Origin of the sequence: Salinicoccus jeotgali (assembly GCF_039538805.1) — a bacterium.
Taxonomy (GTDB): Bacteria; Bacillota; Bacilli; order Staphylococcales; family Salinicoccaceae; genus Salinicoccus; species Salinicoccus jeotgali.
Genome location: NZ_BAABCK010000070.1, coordinates 25,319 through 45,293, shown reverse-complemented (window position 1 = coordinate 45,293; position 19,975 = coordinate 25,319). Strand labels below are relative to the sequence as shown.

Genomic DNA, 19,975 nt, shown 5'->3' with positions numbered 1-19,975 from the left:
TTAAACTAATCTAAATAAATAATAAGGTTTGTTGAAATATGAAACTTAAAAACATCGTCATCATAATCATATTAGGCTTATTCTTTTTGACGGTTGGAGCAGGTGTCACCGCTGTCATCAACATGTCAGAAGAAGGCTTGAAAGAACAATCTTTAAAGACACTCGAAGAGTCTGAAGGTAAGGACAACCATCATGCAGTGGGCATGAATATCATTGATGAAAAAATGGAGGGTGTACGGAATGACGAGAAAACAATGAAGGCAATCATAGCAGATAATGAAGTGACGGTGGTCAACTTTTTTGCTTCGTGGTGTGACCCGTGCCGTCGTGAGACACCTGAATTGAATGAATTCCATCAGGCGCATAAAGATCAGCCCGTCGGTATGATCGGAATAAATGTAGACGACAAGGCATCCAATAGAGATGAATTCCTGGAAGAATTTAAGGTCTCCTATCCAGTCTACGAGTTTTCTGATGAAGATTCTGCCCTCCAGACCTTCAATATCCATCTGATGCCTACGACATTTTTCGTGGATTCTGAAGGAGAAATAATCAGAGCATATGTTGGAGAAGTCGAACGTAAACTGCTTCAAGATTACATCAACTACGTCAAGGAGGAATAATTATGGGAGTCCACCAATATTTTAAAAGTCTAAATGACTTGGAAAAACTCGTGAGGTGTCCCGGAAAATTTAAATATCAGGATCATAATGTGGCAGCCCACTCTTTTAAAGTGACTAAAATTGCCCAATACCTAGGCACTGTTGAAGAACATAGTGGAACGGATATTGACTGGAAGAGTCTTTATGAAAAGGCATTGAACCATGATTATCCGGAAATATTCACAGGCGACATCAAAACACCTGTCAAATATGCCTCTGATGAACTCAATGTGCTTTTCAAAGAAGTTGAGGAAAGCATGACCAAGCGATTTGTGCTGGAAGAATTTCCTGTTGAGTATCAGGAAACTTATTTAAGGCGTTTCAAAGAGGGCAAGGACGGTACGGTGGAAGGCGAAATATTGGCTGTAGCGGATAAGATTGACTTATTATACGAATCCTTCGGTGAAATACAAAAACGTAATCCGGAACCACTATTTTTTGAAATCTACGAAATGTCCCTACTAACCATCAGAAGGTATTCCCATCTGGAATGTGTAACGGACTTTCTTGAAAATATACTCCCGGATATGTTGCGGGAGAGATTCATACCAAAAACTGAACTGATGGATATTACTGAAGCCATAATGGAAAAGGAGCTCTGATGAATGGCTCTTTACTGGTACATGATGGCAATGGTGGTCCCGGCTTTTACAGTGGTGTTTTTTTCAAGGTTGACACGCAACAAGTTCGTCGCAGTCTTCCTAACCTTCATAATCTTCGGAGTCTCCATCTATCGTGGTTTTTACCATTCTGAATGGGTGATATTCATTGATTCGCTGTCGATAGTCTTAGGGTACATGCTAGTGGAAGTTTACCAAGTCGATAAAGTGGAAGACGATTAGCCAATGCCGAACAAATGTTTGCCATTTCTATTTTTATTTTGTAAAATAGTCTACGAACATATTAATGGGGGAAGAATGAATGGCCAAATTCGAAGTGGTCTCTAAATTCGAGCCTGCAGGCGATCAGCCAAAGGCGATAGAAGAGATTACAGAACAGATCAAGTCCGGAAATAGACATCAGACACTACTCGGTGCGACAGGTACCGGGAAAACATATACCATGAGTAAAGTGATTGAAGAAGTGGGGAAACCGACTTTAATAATTGCACATAATAAAACTTTGGCAGGGCAACTTTACAGTGAGTTCAAGGAATTCTTCCCGAATAACAGGGTAGAGTATTTTGTGAGTTACTATGATTATTATCAACCTGAAGCGTATGTCCCTCAGACGGATACTTTTATAGAGAAGGATGCACAGATTAATGATGAAATAGATAAATTACGGCACTCTGCAACCAGTGCGTTGTTTGAGCGCGACGATGTAATCATCATTTCATCTGTCAGCTGCATCTACGGTCTCGGTAATCCCGAAGAATACCGTGATATGGTCGTAAGTGCACGGGTTGGAATGCAGATGGACCGTAATGAGTTCCTACGCAAGCTCGTGGATGTCCAGTACTCACGAAATGATATCGATTTCAGAAGGGGTACTTTCAGGGTACGGGGGGACATTGTCGAAGTATTCCCGGCTTCACGCGATGAGCAATGCGTGCGCGTTGAATTCTTTGGCGATGAAATAGACCGCATCAGAGAAGTGGACTATCTGACTGGTGAAGTATTGGCAGAGCGCGAACATATCGCAATATTTCCGGCGTCCCACTTCGTCACACGCGAGGAAAAGATGAAAGTAGCGATTGGCCGTATAGAAAAAGAACTTGAAGAGCAACTTAAGATTTTGCGTGATGATGGCAAGCTGCTTGAGGCGCAGCGCCTCGAACAGCGGACGAACTATGACTTGGAGATGATGCGGGAGATGGGCTTCTGCTCAGGGATAGAAAACTATTCTGTCCATCTGACACTGCGCCCCATGGGTTCGACCCCATACACACTGCTTGATTATTTCGATGACTTCCTGGTCATGATAGATGAGTCCCACGTCAGCGTGCCGCAGATAAGGGGTATGTATAACGGAGACCAGGCAAGAAAGAAAGTTTTAGTGGACCATGGATTCAGATTACCGAGTGCACTCGACAACAGGCCTTTGAAATTTGAAGAATTTGAGGCGAAAACCCAGCAGTTGCTTTATGTCTCAGCAACACCTGGACCATACGAAATGGAGCATACTGAGAAGATGGTCGAGCAAATCATAAGGCCGACTGGATTGCTGGACCCTACTATCGATGTCCGACCGACGGAACACCAGATTGATGACCTGCTTGAGGAGATTGTGACCCGGACCGAGAAGAATGAACGTGTCCTGATCACAACACTGACTAAGAAAATGTCAGAAGATTTGACTGCCTATCTAAAAGAATCCGGAATAAAGGTTCAATATCTGCATTCCGAAGTCAAGACGCTTGAACGCATTGAAATAATCAGGGAACTCAGGATGGGCGTCCACGATGTACTGGTTGGAATCAACCTACTCCGGGAAGGTCTGGATATTCCTGAAGTTTCGTTGGTTGCAATATTGGATGCTGATAAGGAAGGGTTCCTGCGCTCGAGTCGTGCACTTGTTCAGACGATTGGTCGTGCAGCCCGTAACAGCGAAGGACACGTGATCCTATATGGGGATAAAATGACCGATTCGATGAACTACGCCATCGAAGAGACCGGCAGACGACGCGAAATTCAAATTGAATATAATGAAAAGCACGGTATTACGCCTCAAACTATACAGAAAGAAGTACGAGATTCGATCAGTGCGGAAGTGGAAGTGAAGAAAGAAAGCAGAAGTGATGGATCGGATAAAGGTAAGAAGACTAAGATGACGAAAAAAGATAAAGAGAAATTGATGACCCAGCTTGAAGAAGATATGAAGCAGGCTGCCAAGGATCTCGATTTCGAAACCGCTTCAGAACTCAGGGACGCACTATTCGAATTGAAAGCAGAAGGGTGATATTTTGAAGAACAAATATATCAGTGTGAGGGGTGCAAGACAGCACAACTTAAAAGGAATCGATGTCGACATCCCAAGGGACAGCCTGGTGGTCATGACTGGACTGTCTGGTTCCGGGAAGTCTTCTTTGGCATTCGATACCATATATGCTGAGGGCCAACGACGCTATGTGGAGTCGTTAAGTTCTTATGCCAGGCAATTCCTGGGACAGATGGAGAAGCCAGATGTAGATTCGATAGAAGGATTGTCACCTGCTATTTCCATCGATCAGAAAACGACAAGCAACAACCCAAGATCGACCGTATCTACGATTACTGAGATATATGATTACCTCAGGCTGCTTTATGCAAGGGCGGGCACCCCGTACTGTCCGATCCATGGCGTCGAAATTACATCGCAAACCGTTCAGGAGATGGTCGACCGGGTCATGGAGCTCCCGGAAAGGACCAAAGTACAACTTTTTGCCCCTGTCATAAAGGGCCGTAAAGGGCTGCATGAAAAGGTGTTTGAAGATTTGGCTAGAGAAGGGTATGCCCGGGTCATCGTAGATGGGGAAATGTATGACATCGAATCCGTACCCGAACTCTCCAAAAATAAAAAGCATGATGTGGATGTCGTCGTCGACCGGCTTGCGATCCGCGAAGGCATTGAAGCGCGCTTGAGCGATTCGATGCAGACTGCACTTGAAAAAGGAGAAGGGAATATCACCGTCAATGTCATCGATGGGGAAGACATGCATTTCTCCGAACATTTCTCCTGTCCAATATGCGGTTTCACCATATCAGAAATGGAACCTAGACTGTTCTCCTTCAATGCCCCGTACGGAGCGTGTCCGGACTGTGATGGCCTGGGTATGAAAATGGCAGTGGATGAACGCCTCGTAATCCCTGATGCAGACCTGTCATTAAAGGAGGGGGCACTCCTTCCTTGGCAACCAATCAGCTCGGACTATTATCCAACCTTGCTTAGACAGACTTGCGAGCATTTTGGTATAGATATGGATATCCCCTTTAAAGACCTCAAGAAGAAAGAAAAGGACCTGATACTGCATGGATCTAAAGGCGAGGTGGTCAACTACAGGTTCACCCAAAACAACGGTATAGTCCGGAACCGCAAGATGCCTTATGAAGGGATCATAAATAATATAGAACGGCGCTACAAGGAGAGTCCATCCGATTACACAAGGGATGTAATGAGCAGATACATGAGGGAAATCACATGCAAGACATGTGAAGGGTACCGACTGAATGCGGAAGCCCTTGCTGTAATGATAGAAGGGCGGCATATAGGCCAAGCTGTGGATCAGCCCGTTAAAGAAGCGATAGATTTCTTTGATGGACTCTCCCTGTCTGAACAAAACAGAAAAATTGCTGCACCCATTCTTAAAGAGATATATGAGCGCCTCTCATTCCTTCATAATGTCGGCTTGGACTATCTGACTCTGAATAGGCGGAGTGGTACCCTCTCCGGGGGGGAAGCACAGCGCATACGTCTTGCAACACAAATTGGCTCAAGGCTCAGTGGAGTGCTGTATATACTTGATGAGCCTTCCATTGGACTCCATCAAAGGGATAACGATCGCCTGATCAACACGCTCAAGGATATGCGCGACCTCGGCAACACTCTGATTGTGGTGGAGCATGATGAAGATACTATGCTTGCAAGTGATCACCTCATTGATATCGGACCTGGAGCAGGGGAACACGGTGGTCGTATAATGGCTCAGGGCACACCGGACGAAGTGATGGAGGATGACAACTCGATTACTGGTCAATATTTGAGCGGCAAGAGGGAGATTCTATTACCGGATGCATACCGCAAACCTGACATGAAAAAGGTGCTTGAGGTACGTGGAGGCAAAGAGAACAATTTAAAGAACCTCAACGTAAAAGTTCCTCTGTCAGTTTTAAATGTGGTCACAGGGGTCTCGGGGTCAGGCAAAAGCACCCTTATTAATGAAATCCTCTATAAAGGGCTTCATACTCAGCTGTATAAATCAAAACAAATACCCGGGGACCATAAAGAGATAAGAGGCGCAGAAAACATTGAGAAGATAATCGATATCGATCAGTCGCCAATTGGCCGTACACCCCGCAGTAACCCTGCAACTTATACAGGTGTATTCGATACAATCAGGGATGTCTTTGCCCAGACGAACGAGGCAAAAGTACGAGGTTATCAAAAAGGACGGTTCAGTTTCAACGTCAAAGGTGGAAGGTGTGAAGCCTGTAAAGGCGATGGCATCATCAAAATAGAAATGCATTTTCTGCCCGATGTATTCGTACCATGTGAAGTATGCGATGGAAAGCGTTATAATAGAGAGACGCTGGAAGTTAAATACAAAGATAAGAGCATCGCAGATGTCCTGCAGATGACTGTGGAAGAAGCTTATTATTTCTTTGAAAACATTCCAAAGATCAAACGCAGAATGAAAACATTGCTTGATGTGGGACTTGGCTATGTACGGTTGGGTCAGCCTGCTACGACATTGTCAGGCGGGGAGGCGCAAAGAGTCAAACTCGCTTCCGAACTGCACAGGCGTTCTGATGGAAAAACGTTGTATATACTGGATGAGCCTACTACTGGCCTTCATTCGGAGGATATAGGCAGGTTGATCACCGTGATCCAGCGTCTTGTCAATAATGGGGATACCGTCATTGTCATCGAACATAACCTAGATGTCATAAAAGTGGCCGATCATGTCATCGACCTTGGCCCGGAAGGCGGCGATGGGGGAGGCACCATCGTAGTCAGTGGCTCAATTCAGGACGTAATGGCAGAACCAAAAAGCTATACGGGACAGCACCTAAAAAAATGGTTGGACAGAAACCATCAGGGGGATTGAAATGGATAACAAAAACCGCATTCTGAAAATGTTGGAAGAAGGAAAAATCACGTCAGAAGAAGCAATCCGTTTAATGGAAGCTATAGAATCCAAAGAGAAACAGGATGATCCAGTACAGGACGCAAAAGAAGACAGGACCAATCGGAATCGCTCGACTAAAAATGGGTCGAAGGATATTCTCAACCAATTCATGGATGAATTTCAGAAGTATGTAAACCCTGAAAAGGCAAATGAAGCATTGAATCAAGTCAAAAATAAAATGGAAGGGCAGAAGCAGACTGCCCAAGTCTACCGTACTTTCGAGAAGGCATTCGACAGTGTCAAGAACAGTTCCATTGACGCAATGTTTACACAAGGTTCAAAAAATCGTCTCATCGAAACGGTCGAGGACGACTATTCGAACGTATCAATCGATATTGCGAACGGCAATATCAAGGTTGTGCCGACAGACGGTTCAACTACAGCGAGATTCGAAGTGACTCCTTTCTATAGAAAACTTGATAAGCAGCGTAATTATTTCCAGGACATCATCTGTGAAGTCAAGAATGATGAGCTTCTCATCGTTTCAGATATTCGTACAGCCCGGGTGAACATTGAACTTCAGGTGAACCGGGAAACACTCAAACGACTCATCATTTCAGGATCTAACGGTAATGTGCAGATTGAATCCCAATCCTTCAATGATCTCACGATCGATCTGTTGAATGGCAACATTTCCCTCGAGGATGCAGTGAGCAGCAATGCATTCATCAGAACATCAAGGGGCGATATAACCGTTAAAGCGGGTTCCCATGGAACGATAGAGATGATTTCCATGCTTGGGACAATCAATACCGATAAGTTGAATGCGAAAGATATTACAATATCTTCTAATGGTTCAGTAAATGTTTCTTTAGAACCAGGAACTGAATCTGCTACGGTTAATGCCAACATGGGCAGCATCAATATAAATATCCCGCATGCCCGTGCTGTGGAAGGTCGCTTGAGCACCGTCATCGGGCAGATCAACTATCCTCCGGACCTGAATGTCAGATTCATGAAATCGCAGGACATCGGGTTCAAGGAATTGATGCTGCTTAACGATACGGATGAAGAAGCGCTGTTGCTTGAAGTGGGGACCAAATTCGGCAGTGTTACACTGCACCGCAGTTAAAAAGAACACACTACAGCCCGGCATTTGTGCCGGGCTGTAGTGTGTTTGTATATATAATTGAAAAATTGCCCCTTGTATTCAAGTCCCGTTTCATTGAAATGAGCAGCCTGATTCTTTATAGTTGAATTATTAAATGTCCGAGGTGACCAAATGCTCACAGTAAAAAAGATCATAGATGAATTTCAACTGAAATTGATTTCGGGTAATGATGGCATCAACAAGGAAATCACCAATATTGATGTCTCGCGTCCGGGTCTTGAGATGGCAGGTTATTTCTCCCATTATTCCTCCGATCGCATACAGATACTTGGAATGACGGAAATTTCATTCTTTGAGAGGATGCTTACAGAAGAAGAAAGGGAAGACCGCCCGAAAAAATTATGCCGCAAAGAAACGCCCTGCATCATCATCACTCGTAATCTGAATCCGCCGCTTGAATTTATAGAAGCGTGTAACCAGAGCCGAATTCCCCTATTGGTCACTGAAGACAACACGACTAATTTTACGAGTAGAATCTCCAATCATCTGGAGAAAGCCTTGGCGCCAGAAACTAACATGCACGGTGTATTGGTGGATATATACGGAATCGGTGTTCTAATCACCGGAGAAAGTGGCGTCGGAAAAAGCGAGACGGCGCTGGAACTTGTCAAGAATGGCCATAGGCTCGTAGCTGATGATAACGTTGAGATAAAAGAAGTGTCGAAGAATGTACTGATTGGTGCCTCGCCGCCAATCATACGCAATCTGCTTGAAATACGCGGCCTCGGCATCATTAATGTGATGACGCTTTTTGGAGCGGGAAGTATCCTGGAGGAGAAACGTGTCATGCTCAATGTGAGCCTGGAAGCCTGGGAAAAGGGAAAAACTTATGAACGTCTCGGCCTGGATCAGAAGAAGCTGAAGATCTTGAATACCGAGATCGACCAAAAGACCATCCCTATCCGTCCGGGGCGTAGCCTGGCGGGCATCATTGAAGTGGCTGCCATGAATTATCGTATGCAGTATATGGGGTACGATGCAGCCCAGGAATTCAATGACCGTCTGAACCGTCAAATCCAAATCAACGGAGGGATGATTGATGATCTATAGCGCGCCGTTCAGCCCAATCGCAATTGAACTCGGCCCGATAGGGATCCACTGGTATGGCATCATCATAGCGGCCGGCATGTTGCTTGGGTATTACATAGCAGACCGTGAAGCGGACCGGAAGGGTCTTCCTGAAGGACTTTTCATGGATTTGATGTTCTATATCATCATTGCTTCAATTATAGGTGCAAGATTATATTATGTTATTTTCCAATGGGAATACTATAGTCAGAATCCATTTTCCATATTGCTGATAAATGAAGGGGGTATGGCGATTCATGGAGGATTGATTGGTGGCTTCATCGCTGGTATCGTCTACTGCCGGGCTAAAGGCTTCAGTTTCTTTCAGTTGGCGGACATTGCGGCCCCGAGCCTTATTTTGGGGCAGGCCATAGGCCGTTGGGGAAATTTTATGAACCAGGAGGCGCATGGGGGAGAAGTGTCCAGAAACTTCCTCGAATCCTTGATGCTCCCAGACTGGATCATCAACCAAATGTTTATAGACGGTGCGTATTACCATCCTACATTCCTATACGAATCCGCATGGAATATAATAGGCTTCATCCTCCTTCTCATGCTCCGTCCAAAACTGAAAGTGGGCCAGACCATCCTTCTATACTTGATGTATTATTCGATTGGCCGTTTCTTCATAGAGGGAATGCGTACAGATAGTCTGATGATCGGAGAGCAGCTGCGTACCGCACAGTTGATTTCAATAGTTCTGATCGTTGTGGCAGCGGGTGTCTGGATCTATAGGGAAATGAAATATAAGTTGCCGAAATACCGGGAGGTACAAGGCATCTATAAAGGAAGACGCAAATGAGGAAACTTGAAAAATTCAAGGCGGGTGCGATAAATCCGCTATGGCATCTATATAGGACAGTCTCACGCATAAAAGTTGCGAAGAACTTCATCATAATCGAACTTGGCCGGTTTTGTCCCTCGACCATATGGAAGCATGTACTATACAGGAAAGGACTCGGCATGAAGCTTGGGGAGAACGTTTCCCTAGCCTACAAAGCCATGCCGGACCTTATGCATCCAGAGCGCATCCACATTGGCAAAAACAGTATAATCGGGTATAATACAGTGATATTGACTCATGAATATCTCGTGGATGAGTATCGTCTCGGGAATGTCTACATCGGACATGATACCATGGTGGGCGCAAATGTCACTATTCTGCCGGGGGTGACTATCGGCAATCATGCTGTAATAGGAGCGGGAAGCGTAGTTTCAAAAGATGTTCCCGACCACTCGGCTGGTTACGGCAATCCGCTTATAATAAGGAGTATGGATAATGACTAGGAAAGTGATTCCGTTCGATCAGAATGGAGAATTCCATTTTAATCAAGGTCTGAAGAAAACAGAACAGAATAAAAAACCGGAGGCGCTTAGGAGCTTTCAGAAAGCCTATGAACTTGACCGGAATAATCTGGCATATCTGTCCCAGTATGCATACTTGCTTGCTGAAAATGGCCGCGGTGCAGAAGCTGAACATATATTGATCAACGCATTCATTCAGCATCAGTATGATGCTGAATTTTATTTTATATTGAGTCAACTTTATATCATCAATAATGATGCGAATAAGGCGTTTCTGTTCGGTGTGCAATATGTCAAATATGAGCCGGACTCCGGCTATGATGAAGAACTGGAAGAGATGTTCGAAGTGAGTATTCATGATGAAGAAGAAGTTGAACGGGAAGCGGCTAGATTTACAGCCCAGCATCTGTTCCAGCATCTCTTCATGAACGCCAGGATAGAAGAGGCCCTGGAATTTCTATCTACAGTGCCCGAAGACATCCGGAAGGAACGCGAATTCAGAAATCAGAAAGCCATGGCGCTCCTATTTCTGAACCGTTACGATGAAGCGCACGAACTATTGGAGCAGCTATTTCTGGAAGACCGCACGGATATGCATGCATTGAGCCATATGACACTCTTGTACTACCACACGGGAGAAGAGGATAAATTCAATGAATTCCTTAAAAAGTTGGAAGTGGTGCAACCATTAGATGATGATGCCCGGTTCAAGGTGGGGCTCGTGCTCAATTTCCTGCAGAAGTACGAAAGGTCATACGAGCTTCTTTATCCTTTATTCAAAAAACAGTCATTCATCAGTTTCCAGCTGCTCCATGCATTGAGCCATGCAAGCTATCATACTGGTCGTGCCGAAGAATCCAGGGTGTTCTGGAATCGTATGCAGACGTTTCATCAGGTAAAGGAAATATATAGCCCTTGGAACCGCCATAGGGCATCTGAGAAAGTATCAGAGATAGAAACCGCCTACTTGAAGGATGACGATCCGTACAGGCGCCTTCTAGGTCTCTATAAGATCTACAATGTCGTTCCGAGGGACGTCATACTGGGACACGACGTGTGGGATACGATTGAGAATCTGGAAGATTACGAGAAGTTGTATATATCATTCCTTTTCCAGGGACTTAAGCTAGTCAGGCTGGGGCGGATGCATAAAGGGCTGGAGGCACTGTCGCAAGCTGGCTTTACGGATGAAGAGGACCAGATGTCTTGGATAGAACTATTTCACGAACTGTATGAGCAGAAAGTGGAGTTGGAAGATATTGATGCCTTTGCAGCTGCGACAATGTACTTCCATAAGCGCGAAAGGAAGTTCAGCAAAAAATATCTCGTCGAGACATTTGGTACTACACTGTACCGCTTGAATAAGGCATTGGGGCATATCGAGCAGAAATGATGAAATAATATAAATATCCCTTTATAATATTTAACAGCTGACAATACGGAAAAGGAGTTTTTACCATGACTGAAGAAAAAAATATTTATGACGTAGTCATCATCGGTGCAGGGCCGGCAGGAATGACAGCTGCTGTCTATGCTTCCCGGGCAAACCTTAAGACAGTGATGCTTGAACGCGGCATGCCGGGCGGTCAGATGGCGAATACGGAAGAAGTTGAGAACTTTCCAGGATTTGACTTCATAACAGGTCCTGAATTATCAACCAAGATGTTTGAGCACTCCCAAAAATTCGGTGCCGAATATAAATATGGTGACATCAAATCCATCGAAGATCAGGGAGATGTCAAAGTGCTTAAAACGGGCAATGAAGATATCTACACGCGTACTGTCATCATAACGACAGGTGCCGAATATAAGAAGGTCGGAGTCGAGGGCGAAGAAGAACTCGGCGGCCGCGGCGTGAGCTATTGCGCAGTATGTGATGGCGCTTTCTTTAAGGAGAAGGAACTCGTCGTAATCGGCGGTGGGGATTCTGCAGTAGAAGAAGGGGTCTTCCTGACGAAATTCGCAAGCAAAGTAACTGTAGTGCATAGGCGCGATCAATTGCGTGCTCAAAAAATCCTCCAAGACCGTGCGTTCAAGAACGACAAGATGGATTTCATCTGGGATACTGAGATCCAGTCCATCAATGGTGACGGCAGAGTGAAGAGCGTCACACTGCTTGATAAGAATACGGGCTCTACGTACGATTATGAAGCAGATGGTGTCTTTGTCTATGTAGGCATGAAGCCATTGACTGCACCATTTGAAGGTTTGGACATCTTGAATGAAATGGGATATGTAGTCACCAATGATGAAATGGAAACATCAGTTCCAGGCATCTTTGCAGCTGGAGATGTGCGCAACAAGACCTTGCGTCAGATCGTCACAGCGACCGGGGACGGCAGTATAGCTGCCCAGAATGCCCAGCACTATATCGAGAAGCTTGGAGATATGCAGGAAAGTAAATAGAAGACCACCCCAGGGTTTTGGGTCGACGGCAACCGGATGTCTTATCCAACTGCCGTCGGCTATGTCACCCTGGGTTTTTTAATAGGGGCAAGCAGCTAGAAAACTTACTGAGTGTTGCGGGAGAAGATGCGAGATGGTTTAATTGAAAGAGGCAAATAACGCTTAAGAGGATGTGGATCTATGAAAAAACTGAGTATAGTGACAGGCATGAGTGGGGCCGGCAAGTCTGTGGCCATTGAAGCGCTTGAAGATATGAGTTATTTCTGCATCGATAACCTACCACCGATCCTGCTTCAAAAGGTTTTGGAATTGATGGAAACGACAGAGGGGCAGATGGAGCAAGTGGGCTTGGGCATAGATCTCAGGGGTAAAGAGTTCTTTGATCAGCTTCTCGACGAAATAGAACAACTGAGGGACCACCCGGATATTGCACTGGAAATAATTTTTCTGGATGCAGACGATAACCGCCTTGTCTCACGCTATAAAGAAACCCGTCGGGCGCATCCGCTTGATGGGGAGATGGTCCTGCTGGACGCAATCATGAAGGAACGTGAGCTCCTGAGCGTCTTGCGGGGGCATGCTTCCCATATCATCGACACCACCGAGATGACTCCCAAAGAATTAAGGAATCTGATGTTTGAAAAATGTTCTGGAGATAACGGTCCAGCTTTCAATATAAACGTGTTGAGCTTTGGCTTCAAGCATGGTGTTCCAATCGATGCGGACTTGGTTTTCGATGTGCGTTTCCTGCCGAATCCCCATTACATTGACGCATTGAGGCCGCTTACAGGACTGGACGAACCGGTCTCGAGTTACGTCATGAAATGGAAGGAAACCAAAAAATTCTATAAAAAACTGTACGATCTCCTTAAATATATGATTCCCCAATATATAAAAGAAGGAAAAGCACAGCTGGTCATCGCCATCGGATGCACAGGTGGTAAGCATCGGTCTGTAACGCTTGTAGAGAAGCTCACAGAAGACTTGAGTGAAGACTTTAATTTTACTATCCGGGCGGTCCATAGAGATGCACCGGTAGAAGGTGTAGAACATGAAGAAGATTAAGATTACAGTGGTCGGGGGCGGTACTGGCTTGAGTGTTTTAGCCAGAGGCCTGAAAAGATATCCGGTGGATATAACCGCCATTGTCTCTGTAGCGGATGACGGTGGTTCAACCGGCCTCATCCGGGATAAGATTGATATGCCGGCACCAGGAGACATCCGGAACGTGATGAGTGCCCTCAGCGAAGTGGAGACGAAATTGGACAACCTCTTTTCCTACCGCTTCAATAAGGATGCACTCGATGGTCATGCGCTCGGCAATCTCATGCTGGCCGCGATGTATGATATGACCGGTGATTTTGCTGTGGCAGTAAAGGAATTAAGCAAGATATTGAATGTCAAGGGTACTGTCATCCCATCGACCAATATCAGTCCGGAGCTGGCTGCACGGATGGCTGACAACTCGATTATCGTCGGGGAGAGCTATATTCCGGAAGTTGGACAGAAGATAGAGGAGATGTATCTGATTCCGGACGATACTGTAGCAACCCCCGAGGCCATAAAAGCCATCGAATCTTCTGATGTCATCGTCTTTGGACCGGGAAGCCTGTATACGAGCATCATCCCCAACCTCATACCTGAGGGCATGAAGGAAGCGATAATTAAAGCGCGCGGCATTAAGGTCTATATTTCAAACATCATGACTCAGGCGGGCGAGACGATAGATTACAGCGCTGCAGATCATCTTGAAGCCATCCATCACCATGTCGGCCAGAATATTTCAGACTTCATTATTTTGAATGAGGAAGACATCAAAGGCCGCATATCCAATTATTACCATGAAAATGATATGGAGATCGTCGAGAGTGACAGAGAGAGGCTTAAACAGATGGAAGTTGAAGTAATGACAGACCACCGCCTTGTCCAGATTGACGAAGAAGGTGCAGTACGGCACAACAACAAAATACTGGCGCAGATGATCTATGATATTGCGCTGAGGGAAATCAGTACGTTGCAGTATAGGAAAAAATAGAATGGGGCGTGATCGCATGTCATTTGCTTCTGAGATGAAGAACGAATTGACCAGAATCGAAGTGGATACGTGCTGTATGAAAAGTGAGCTTTCAGCGCTCATCAAAATGAACGGGGCACTCAGCCATTCCAATGGACAATGGATCATTAATATACAGACTGAGAATGCGGCGATTGCGCGCCGGATTTTCTCATTGATCCGGACTACGTACGGAGTCGAGATAGAACTTCTGGTCCGTAAGAAAATGAAACTGAAAAAAAACAACGTATATATTTCAAGGATAAAAAAAGAAAGCAAGAAAGTACTGGAAGACTTGGAGATCATGAAGGGTGGTCTGCTTGAACATGCCATCAGTGAAGATATCAAAGAGAGGGAGTGCTGCATCAGAAGCTATCTGAGGGGGGCATTCCTTGCCGGTGGCTCGGTGAATAATCCAGAAACCTCAGCTTATCATCTGGAGATATTCTCCTTGTATGAGGAGCACGCCAGAAATTTGACTGAGTTGATGAACGGCTATGAGCTGAATGCGAAATTCATTGAAAGAAAGCGCGGCTACATCACCTATCTTAAGGAAGCCGAGAAGATTGCAGAATTCCTTAGCCTGATTGGTGGATACCAGGCACTTTTGAAATTTGAAGATATACGGATTGTCAGGGATATGCGCAATTCTGTGAATCGACTGGTGAACTGTGAAACAGCAAACTTGAACAAAACAATCAGCGCTGCAATGCGTCAAGTTGAGAACATCAATTTCATCGCCTCAGAGATAGGGCTTGAAGAGCTGCCTGAACGCCTTAGGGAAATCGCAAGATTGAGGGTTGAGCACCAGGAAGTTTCCTTAAAGGAGCTGGGGGAGATGATGTCGACAGGTCCGATATCGAAGTCTGGGGTGAATCATCGCCTAAGGAAACTGGATAAGATAGCGGATCAGGTGAGAAGCGGTGAAGAAATCACCTTTTAATGAAGAAAGCGTGCACTAGAGTGCACGCTTTCTTCATTTTATAGTTCATATAGATCTTCAAGTGCGATTTCCAGTGTAGGAAAGAGGAATTTATAATCATTTTCCATCAGTACTTCCGGGAGCACGTACTGGCCTTTCAATATAAGCATGGACTGTTCACCCAAAAGCTTCTCGATCAGAAAAGAAGGGGTATGGAAAAAGTCAGGTTTTCCGAGTGCAGTGCTCAAATATTTGGAGAAATGCTTTTGTCTGAGTGGCATTGGGGCGGTAAGATTGACCGGACCTGAAATTTCCGAATGCACGCCCACGAACAACAGCGCATTCAACAAATCCTCTATATGGATCCAACTGTACCATTGGTTTCCGCTTCCGATGGGGCCGCCCACGCCCATCTTATATGGCAGGGCCATTTTAGGGAGGGCACCTTCGTCCTTATCGAGGATCAGGCCAAACCGCGTGAAGACGGTACGGGTTCCGAGAGCTTCAAACTTCCTGGCTTCAGCCTCCCACGCCACAACTACTTCGGATAGGAAATCGTGTTCGACAAAGGCATCACCTTCATCATATTGGACATTCTCGCTGACTGGATAATAGCCGATTGCACTGGCATTCACGAGGACCTGAGGTGTGATTTCGGCCTGCTCAGCCCACATCCGCAACATGCGGGTCACTTTCATTCTGGATTCGTAGATGGCTGCTTTGTGGGAATCTGTCCATTTCTCTTGGAGTGAGGCCCCCGCCAGGTTATAGATGATATCGACTTTTAAAGGTAAATCCTGCATCCAACTGTCGTCTGACGGGTCGTCAGGATTGTATTTAATGAAGTGTACGAAAGGATGTTCCGATTTTCTGTCACTCCGCGTCAATATATACACATGATCATTCTCTTCCTGGAGAATTTTTGTCAGTCTTGATCCTACAAAACCAGATCCACCTGTAATTAATACATTCATGTCATCACGCTCCTTAATACCATTATAGCCTGTCTGTAGTGATGATAATCCGGAAATTTAAAATTTTGCCAAGAGTTATGAAATGAAGCAATTAAAAAAAGGGATGGAATCAATATTCCATCCCTTTTCCAATATTTTTAGCCCTGTAATTTTTCAGGCTCCATTACGTCGTCAACTAAGCCATATTCTTTAGCTTCTTCTGCTGTCATAAAGAAGTCGCGGTCAGTATCTGTTTCAATCTTATCGAGAGTTTGACCCGTGCGCTCCGCAAGGATCTTGTTGAGTTTTTCGCGTGTTCTCAATATATGCTTGGCTGCTATTTCAATTTCTGTAGCCTGACCTTGCGCACCACCAAGTGGCTGGTGAATCATCACTTCAGCGTTCGGCAGAGCGAAGCGCTTACCTTTTGCCCCTGCCGCAAGCAGGAATGAACCCATTGAAGCGGCCATGCCAAGACAGATTGTCTGTACATCAGGTTTGATGTGCTGGATTGTATCATAGATCGCCATGCCTGCAGTCACACTGCCGCCAGGAGAGTTGATATAGAGGAAGATATCTTTTTCTGGGTCTTGAGCTTGCAGGAAAAGCAGCTGGCTGACAACGGAGTTTGCCACGTTGTCATCGATGCCCGTACCAATCATGATGATCCTATCTTTAAGCAACCTGGAATAGATGTCATAGGCGCGTTCTCCGCGGTTCGTCTGTTCAATAACTGTAGGGATTAAATTCATTGTGTTACCTCCTGATATTATAGTACTCTTAATTGGCTAATTCATTTATACCACATTAGTCAAATAAGGTCAAAAGAAAACGTTTGTGGTATAAAGATTAAATTAGGCCTTTAATTTATTCAAGTTTATTGCTATACTAAATAAGGCTTTATGAAGAATGATATTAATTTTATCATACCCCCGTGGTGTAATGGATAACACGTAAGATTCCGGTTCTTGAGATGGGAGTTCGATCCTCTCCGGGGGTGTAAATAGAGGTGGCCGTGTGAGTGGCGAACTTGAGATCATAGAAGCTCCAGAAAAAGTCCTTAGCGAAAATTTTGTACGCGATGTTTTTTATATCGTTATCAATTGTGGCAAGATGCTGTTGGAAAGTGGAGCGGAAACTTACCGTATAGAGGATACGATGATGCGAATCGCATCCAGTTACGGTATAGAAAATGCTCAAGTTTTCGCAACTCCCACGGTCATTATTTTTTCCTTGAATGATTATGCATTGACTCAGACGCTGCGTATTGAAGAAAGGGCGAACAACTTGGAGAAGGTTGTGGCAGTGAATGAACTTTCGAGGCGCATTTCCGCCGGTATGCCTCTTGATCAGGCTTTGCGCCGGATGGAGGCGATTCACGACAGCAGGTTTTTTCCATTTTGGCTGACTATATTATCGGGCGGTATCATTGGAATGATGTTCCTGCTGCTGTTCGATGGTGTAGTGGCCGATCTCCCCGCTGCCTTCGTCGGTGGCGCAGGGGGAGTCTTTATAATGGAGGGTATCCTCCGCTACACTAAAGTCAAATTCTTTACAGAATTCTTTGCCTCCCTATATATCGCACTGACAGCCATAATTTTTGTCGATACGGGTTTTGGCACTATGCTCGATACCATCATCATCGCCAGTGTAATGCCGCTCGTGCCCGGTGTCCTCATTACAAATGCAATACGCGAAATGATCCGGGGACATTTGATGGCTGGTATCATGAAGGGGACTGAAGCAGCACTGACAGCCATTGCGATCGGTGCTGGGGTGGGCCTTGTATTTTTGATGATCTAGGAGGATGCTGATGATTTATCTGTATCAATTCATCCTTAGCTTTTTCGCTTCTGCAGGATTCGGCATACTTTTCAATGCGCCAAGGGCCGCCATCATCAGATGTGGGCTGACAGGCGCAGTCGGTTGGATGGTGTTCTATATATTGAGGGAAGGGGGCGTCGACCTTGTTCTTGCATCTTATATCAGCGCCCTCGTTCTATCAGCAGTGGCACTCTTGAATTCGAGAAGTCAAAAAATGCCTGTTATCCTGTATATTACATGCGGAATCATCCCACTTGTTCCAGGAGGTATGGCATACGATTCAATGCGGCAGATTGTGCTGCAGGAATATATGATGGCCCTCGAGTATGGATTTGAAGCAGCACTGATTTCCTTGGCGATCGCAACCGGCATCATCAGTACAGAAATGTCGGATCAGGTTCTGCAGACTATCAGGAAGAAATTGAAGAAGAAAGAGGTATGAGTATGCTCGAATTGGTATATTATACGAGGGACAGATGTCCGCTTTGTGATGAAGGGATGGAGCAGATCAAGCTTGCCTTGTCTGAATTGAGGTATAGCGATGTCAAGATGACGGCGATAGATATCGATGAAGACGATGCCCTGCAGGAAGTCTACATGATGCGCGTCCCGGTCTTGTGCCATAAAAGTCAGGTGATTCAAGAAGGCATCATTGATTTTGTCTATGTCTATGATTACCTCAAGGAGTATTTGGGTACAATAAAATAGCTGAAGCGGAATAATTGCATTCTTGAATATTTATGATATATTTAGAATGTAATTATTTTTGTCCCGAGTGGGACGCAATACGTCTCATGATGGTGAGGTATCGAAACTCATGTGGCAAAAACTTTTAGACATCCAGAAGCGTATCGCACCGGAAGTAGTGTCGGAATTGCAGAAGCGTTCAACTATCCTGAAACAAATCAGGACCTATCAACCGATAGGTCGACGCCCACTTGCAAAGCAACTTAATATGACCGAGAGGGTTTTACGTAAGGAAGTCGATGCATTACATGATTTGGATCTGATCGATATCGATAAAAAAGGAATATCGATTTCCCAAACGGGTATTGAGGTATTGGATGAACTTTCACCGTTCATGACAACACTTGATCGACGTTCCGGGCTGGCCCTTAAGCTTCAGCAGCAATATAACCTGCAAGGTTGCCATATCATCCGTGGGGATGCCGATGAGGATCCCGAGCTCCAGCAGGAGCTTTCCCAACTCATGGCCGAAGAACTCCAAAAGATGGTTTTCGACAATGCCATCATTTCCGTGGCAGGTGGTTCGACGATGGCCAATGTAAGCCAATATCTGAAACCAGCAGCGGAGAAACTTTTATTCGTTTCGGCTCGGGGTGGACTTGGTGAAGAAGTGGGCAACCAGGCGAACTCGATTGCAAGCCGTCTTGCAAAAGCGACGGGCGGTGAGCACCGGGTCCTCTATGCGCCTGATAGTGTAGGAGATTCGGCATATGAATCTTTGAAGGATGAGCCATCCATCAAAGAAATTGCCGAGCTCAACCGCCGTTCCGACTATGTCATGCACGGCATCGGCGAAGCATTCATGATGGCGCGTCGCAGAAATGTGGAAGCCGCCACCCTCTCCCGACTGGAAGCCGATTGTGCAGTTGGTGAAACCTTTGGCTACTATTTCAACGCTGAGGGGGATATCGTCCGTAAGGTCAAAACCATCGGCATCCAGTTGGAAGACCTTGCATCGAAGAAAGCGATATTTGCAGTGGCAGGTGGAAGCAGCAAGAAGGAAGCAGTCCGTGCGTATATGAAGGTGGCTCCGAAGAACACTATTCTGTTCATCGATGAAGCCATCGGGGAATTTTTGTTGAAGAATGATTGATTAA

The 19,975-nt window shown here is 45.4% G+C and carries 20 protein-coding genes and 1 tRNA gene; 19 read left to right on the top strand and 2 right to left on the bottom strand.

The window, feature by feature from the left end; translation table 11 throughout:
• The first annotated feature begins 38 nt into the window (after positions 1 to 38).
• From ABD734_RS11630 to whiA, 14 genes are all read left to right on the top strand, one after another.
• Positions 39 to 623, top strand: a complete 585-nt coding sequence (locus ABD734_RS11630) for a TlpA disulfide reductase family protein (protein ID WP_344704502.1) — start codon at positions 39 to 41, stop codon at positions 621 to 623.
• 2 nt (positions 624 to 625) lie between these two features.
• Entirely contained in the window at positions 626 to 1,264 is a 639-nt protein-coding gene (locus ABD734_RS11625) for a YfbR-like 5'-deoxynucleotidase (RefSeq protein ID WP_344704500.1), read from the top strand.
• Positions 1,265 to 1,267: 3 nt separating this feature from the next.
• Entirely contained in the window at positions 1,268 to 1,504 is a 237-nt protein-coding gene (locus tag ABD734_RS11620; RefSeq protein WP_344704498.1) for a DUF2198 family protein, read from the top strand.
• 79 nt (positions 1,505 to 1,583) lie between these two features.
• On the top strand, positions 1,584 to 3,563 hold the full coding sequence (gene uvrB / locus ABD734_RS11615) for an excinuclease ABC subunit UvrB (RefSeq protein ID WP_344704496.1): 1,980 nt from the start codon (positions 1,584 to 1,586) through the stop codon (positions 3,561 to 3,563).
• A gap of 4 nt (positions 3,564 to 3,567) precedes the next feature.
• On the top strand, positions 3,568 to 6,408 hold the full coding sequence (uvrA, locus tag ABD734_RS11610) for an excinuclease ABC subunit UvrA (protein WP_344704494.1): 2,841 nt from the start codon (positions 3,568 to 3,570) through the stop codon (positions 6,406 to 6,408).
• Position 6,409: 1 nt separating this feature from the next.
• The gene (locus ABD734_RS11605; RefSeq protein WP_344704492.1) at positions 6,410 to 7,561 is read left to right on the top strand and encodes a DUF4097 family beta strand repeat-containing protein; all 1,152 of its coding nucleotides are present in this window, start codon (positions 6,410 to 6,412) and stop codon (positions 7,559 to 7,561) included.
• A 150-nt stretch (positions 7,562 to 7,711) separates the two neighbouring features.
• Positions 7,712 to 8,650, top strand: coding sequence for an HPr(Ser) kinase/phosphatase (hprK, locus tag ABD734_RS11600; RefSeq protein ID WP_344704490.1), 939 nt, complete (start codon positions 7,712 to 7,714; stop codon positions 8,648 to 8,650).
• Complete coding sequence (gene lgt / locus ABD734_RS11595) at positions 8,640 to 9,470, top strand: prolipoprotein diacylglyceryl transferase (RefSeq protein ID WP_344704488.1); 831 nt, start codon at positions 8,640 to 8,642, stop codon at positions 9,468 to 9,470. The genes hprK and lgt overlap by 11 nt, the downstream gene beginning before the upstream one ends.
• Positions 9,467 to 9,955, top strand: coding sequence for an acyltransferase (locus ABD734_RS11590; protein WP_344704486.1), 489 nt, complete (start codon positions 9,467 to 9,469; stop codon positions 9,953 to 9,955). The genes lgt and ABD734_RS11590 overlap by 4 nt, the downstream gene beginning before the upstream one ends.
• Positions 9,948 to 11,366 (top strand): tetratricopeptide repeat protein, encoded by a 1,419-nt coding sequence (locus tag ABD734_RS11585; protein ID WP_344704484.1) that lies wholly within the window; start codon positions 9,948 to 9,950, stop codon positions 11,364 to 11,366. Before ABD734_RS11590 ends, ABD734_RS11585 begins: the two co-directional genes overlap by 8 nt.
• Positions 11,367 to 11,431: 65 nt before the next feature.
• Positions 11,432 to 12,379, top strand: a complete 948-nt coding sequence (gene trxB, locus ABD734_RS11580; protein WP_344704482.1) for a thioredoxin-disulfide reductase — start codon at positions 11,432 to 11,434, stop codon at positions 12,377 to 12,379.
• A gap of 180 nt (positions 12,380 to 12,559) precedes the next feature.
• Positions 12,560 to 13,444 (top strand): RNase adapter RapZ, encoded by an 885-nt coding sequence (gene rapZ / locus ABD734_RS11575; protein ID WP_344704480.1) that lies wholly within the window; start codon positions 12,560 to 12,562, stop codon positions 13,442 to 13,444.
• Positions 13,431 to 14,414, top strand: a complete 984-nt coding sequence (locus ABD734_RS11570) for a gluconeogenesis factor YvcK family protein (RefSeq protein WP_344704478.1) — start codon at positions 13,431 to 13,433, stop codon at positions 14,412 to 14,414. The genes rapZ and ABD734_RS11570 overlap by 14 nt, the downstream gene beginning before the upstream one ends.
• Positions 14,415 to 14,430: 16 nt before the next feature.
• Entirely contained in the window at positions 14,431 to 15,375 is a 945-nt protein-coding gene (whiA, locus tag ABD734_RS11565) for a DNA-binding protein WhiA (protein ID WP_344704657.1), read from the top strand.
• Positions 15,376 to 15,413: 38 nt separating this feature from the next.
• Here whiA and ABD734_RS11560 read toward each other — a convergent pair whose 3' ends face one another.
• Both ABD734_RS11560 and clpP read right to left on the bottom strand, forming a co-directional pair.
• Entirely contained in the window at positions 15,414 to 16,328 is a 915-nt protein-coding gene (locus ABD734_RS11560) for a TIGR01777 family oxidoreductase (RefSeq protein WP_344704476.1), read from the bottom strand.
• Positions 16,329 to 16,465: 137 nt separating this feature from the next.
• Positions 16,466 to 17,059 (bottom strand): ATP-dependent Clp endopeptidase proteolytic subunit ClpP, encoded by a 594-nt coding sequence (clpP, locus tag ABD734_RS11555; protein ID WP_344704474.1) that lies wholly within the window; start codon positions 17,057 to 17,059, stop codon positions 16,466 to 16,468.
• A 176-nt stretch (positions 17,060 to 17,235) separates the two neighbouring features.
• Here clpP and ABD734_RS11550 point away from each other — a divergent pair.
• The 5 genes from ABD734_RS11550 (at position 17,236) to ABD734_RS11530 (ending at position 19,971) form a co-directional block, all read left to right on the top strand.
• Positions 17,236 to 17,307: transfer RNA gene (locus ABD734_RS11550), tRNA-Arg, on the top strand.
• 17 nt (positions 17,308 to 17,324) lie between these two features.
• Positions 17,325 to 18,110, top strand: a complete 786-nt coding sequence (locus ABD734_RS11545; RefSeq protein WP_344704472.1) for a threonine/serine exporter family protein — start codon at positions 17,325 to 17,327, stop codon at positions 18,108 to 18,110.
• Between the two features lie 10 nt (positions 18,111 to 18,120).
• Entirely contained in the window at positions 18,121 to 18,573 is a 453-nt protein-coding gene (locus ABD734_RS11540) for a threonine/serine exporter family protein (protein WP_344704471.1), read from the top strand.
• Between the two features lie 2 nt (positions 18,574 to 18,575).
• Positions 18,576 to 18,839, top strand: a complete 264-nt coding sequence (locus tag ABD734_RS11535) for a glutaredoxin family protein (protein WP_344704469.1) — start codon at positions 18,576 to 18,578, stop codon at positions 18,837 to 18,839.
• A gap of 109 nt (positions 18,840 to 18,948) precedes the next feature.
• The gene (locus ABD734_RS11530) at positions 18,949 to 19,971 is read left to right on the top strand and encodes a sugar-binding transcriptional regulator (RefSeq protein WP_344704467.1); all 1,023 of its coding nucleotides are present in this window, start codon (positions 18,949 to 18,951) and stop codon (positions 19,969 to 19,971) included.
• The last annotated feature ends 4 nt before the right edge of the window (positions 19,972 to 19,975 follow it).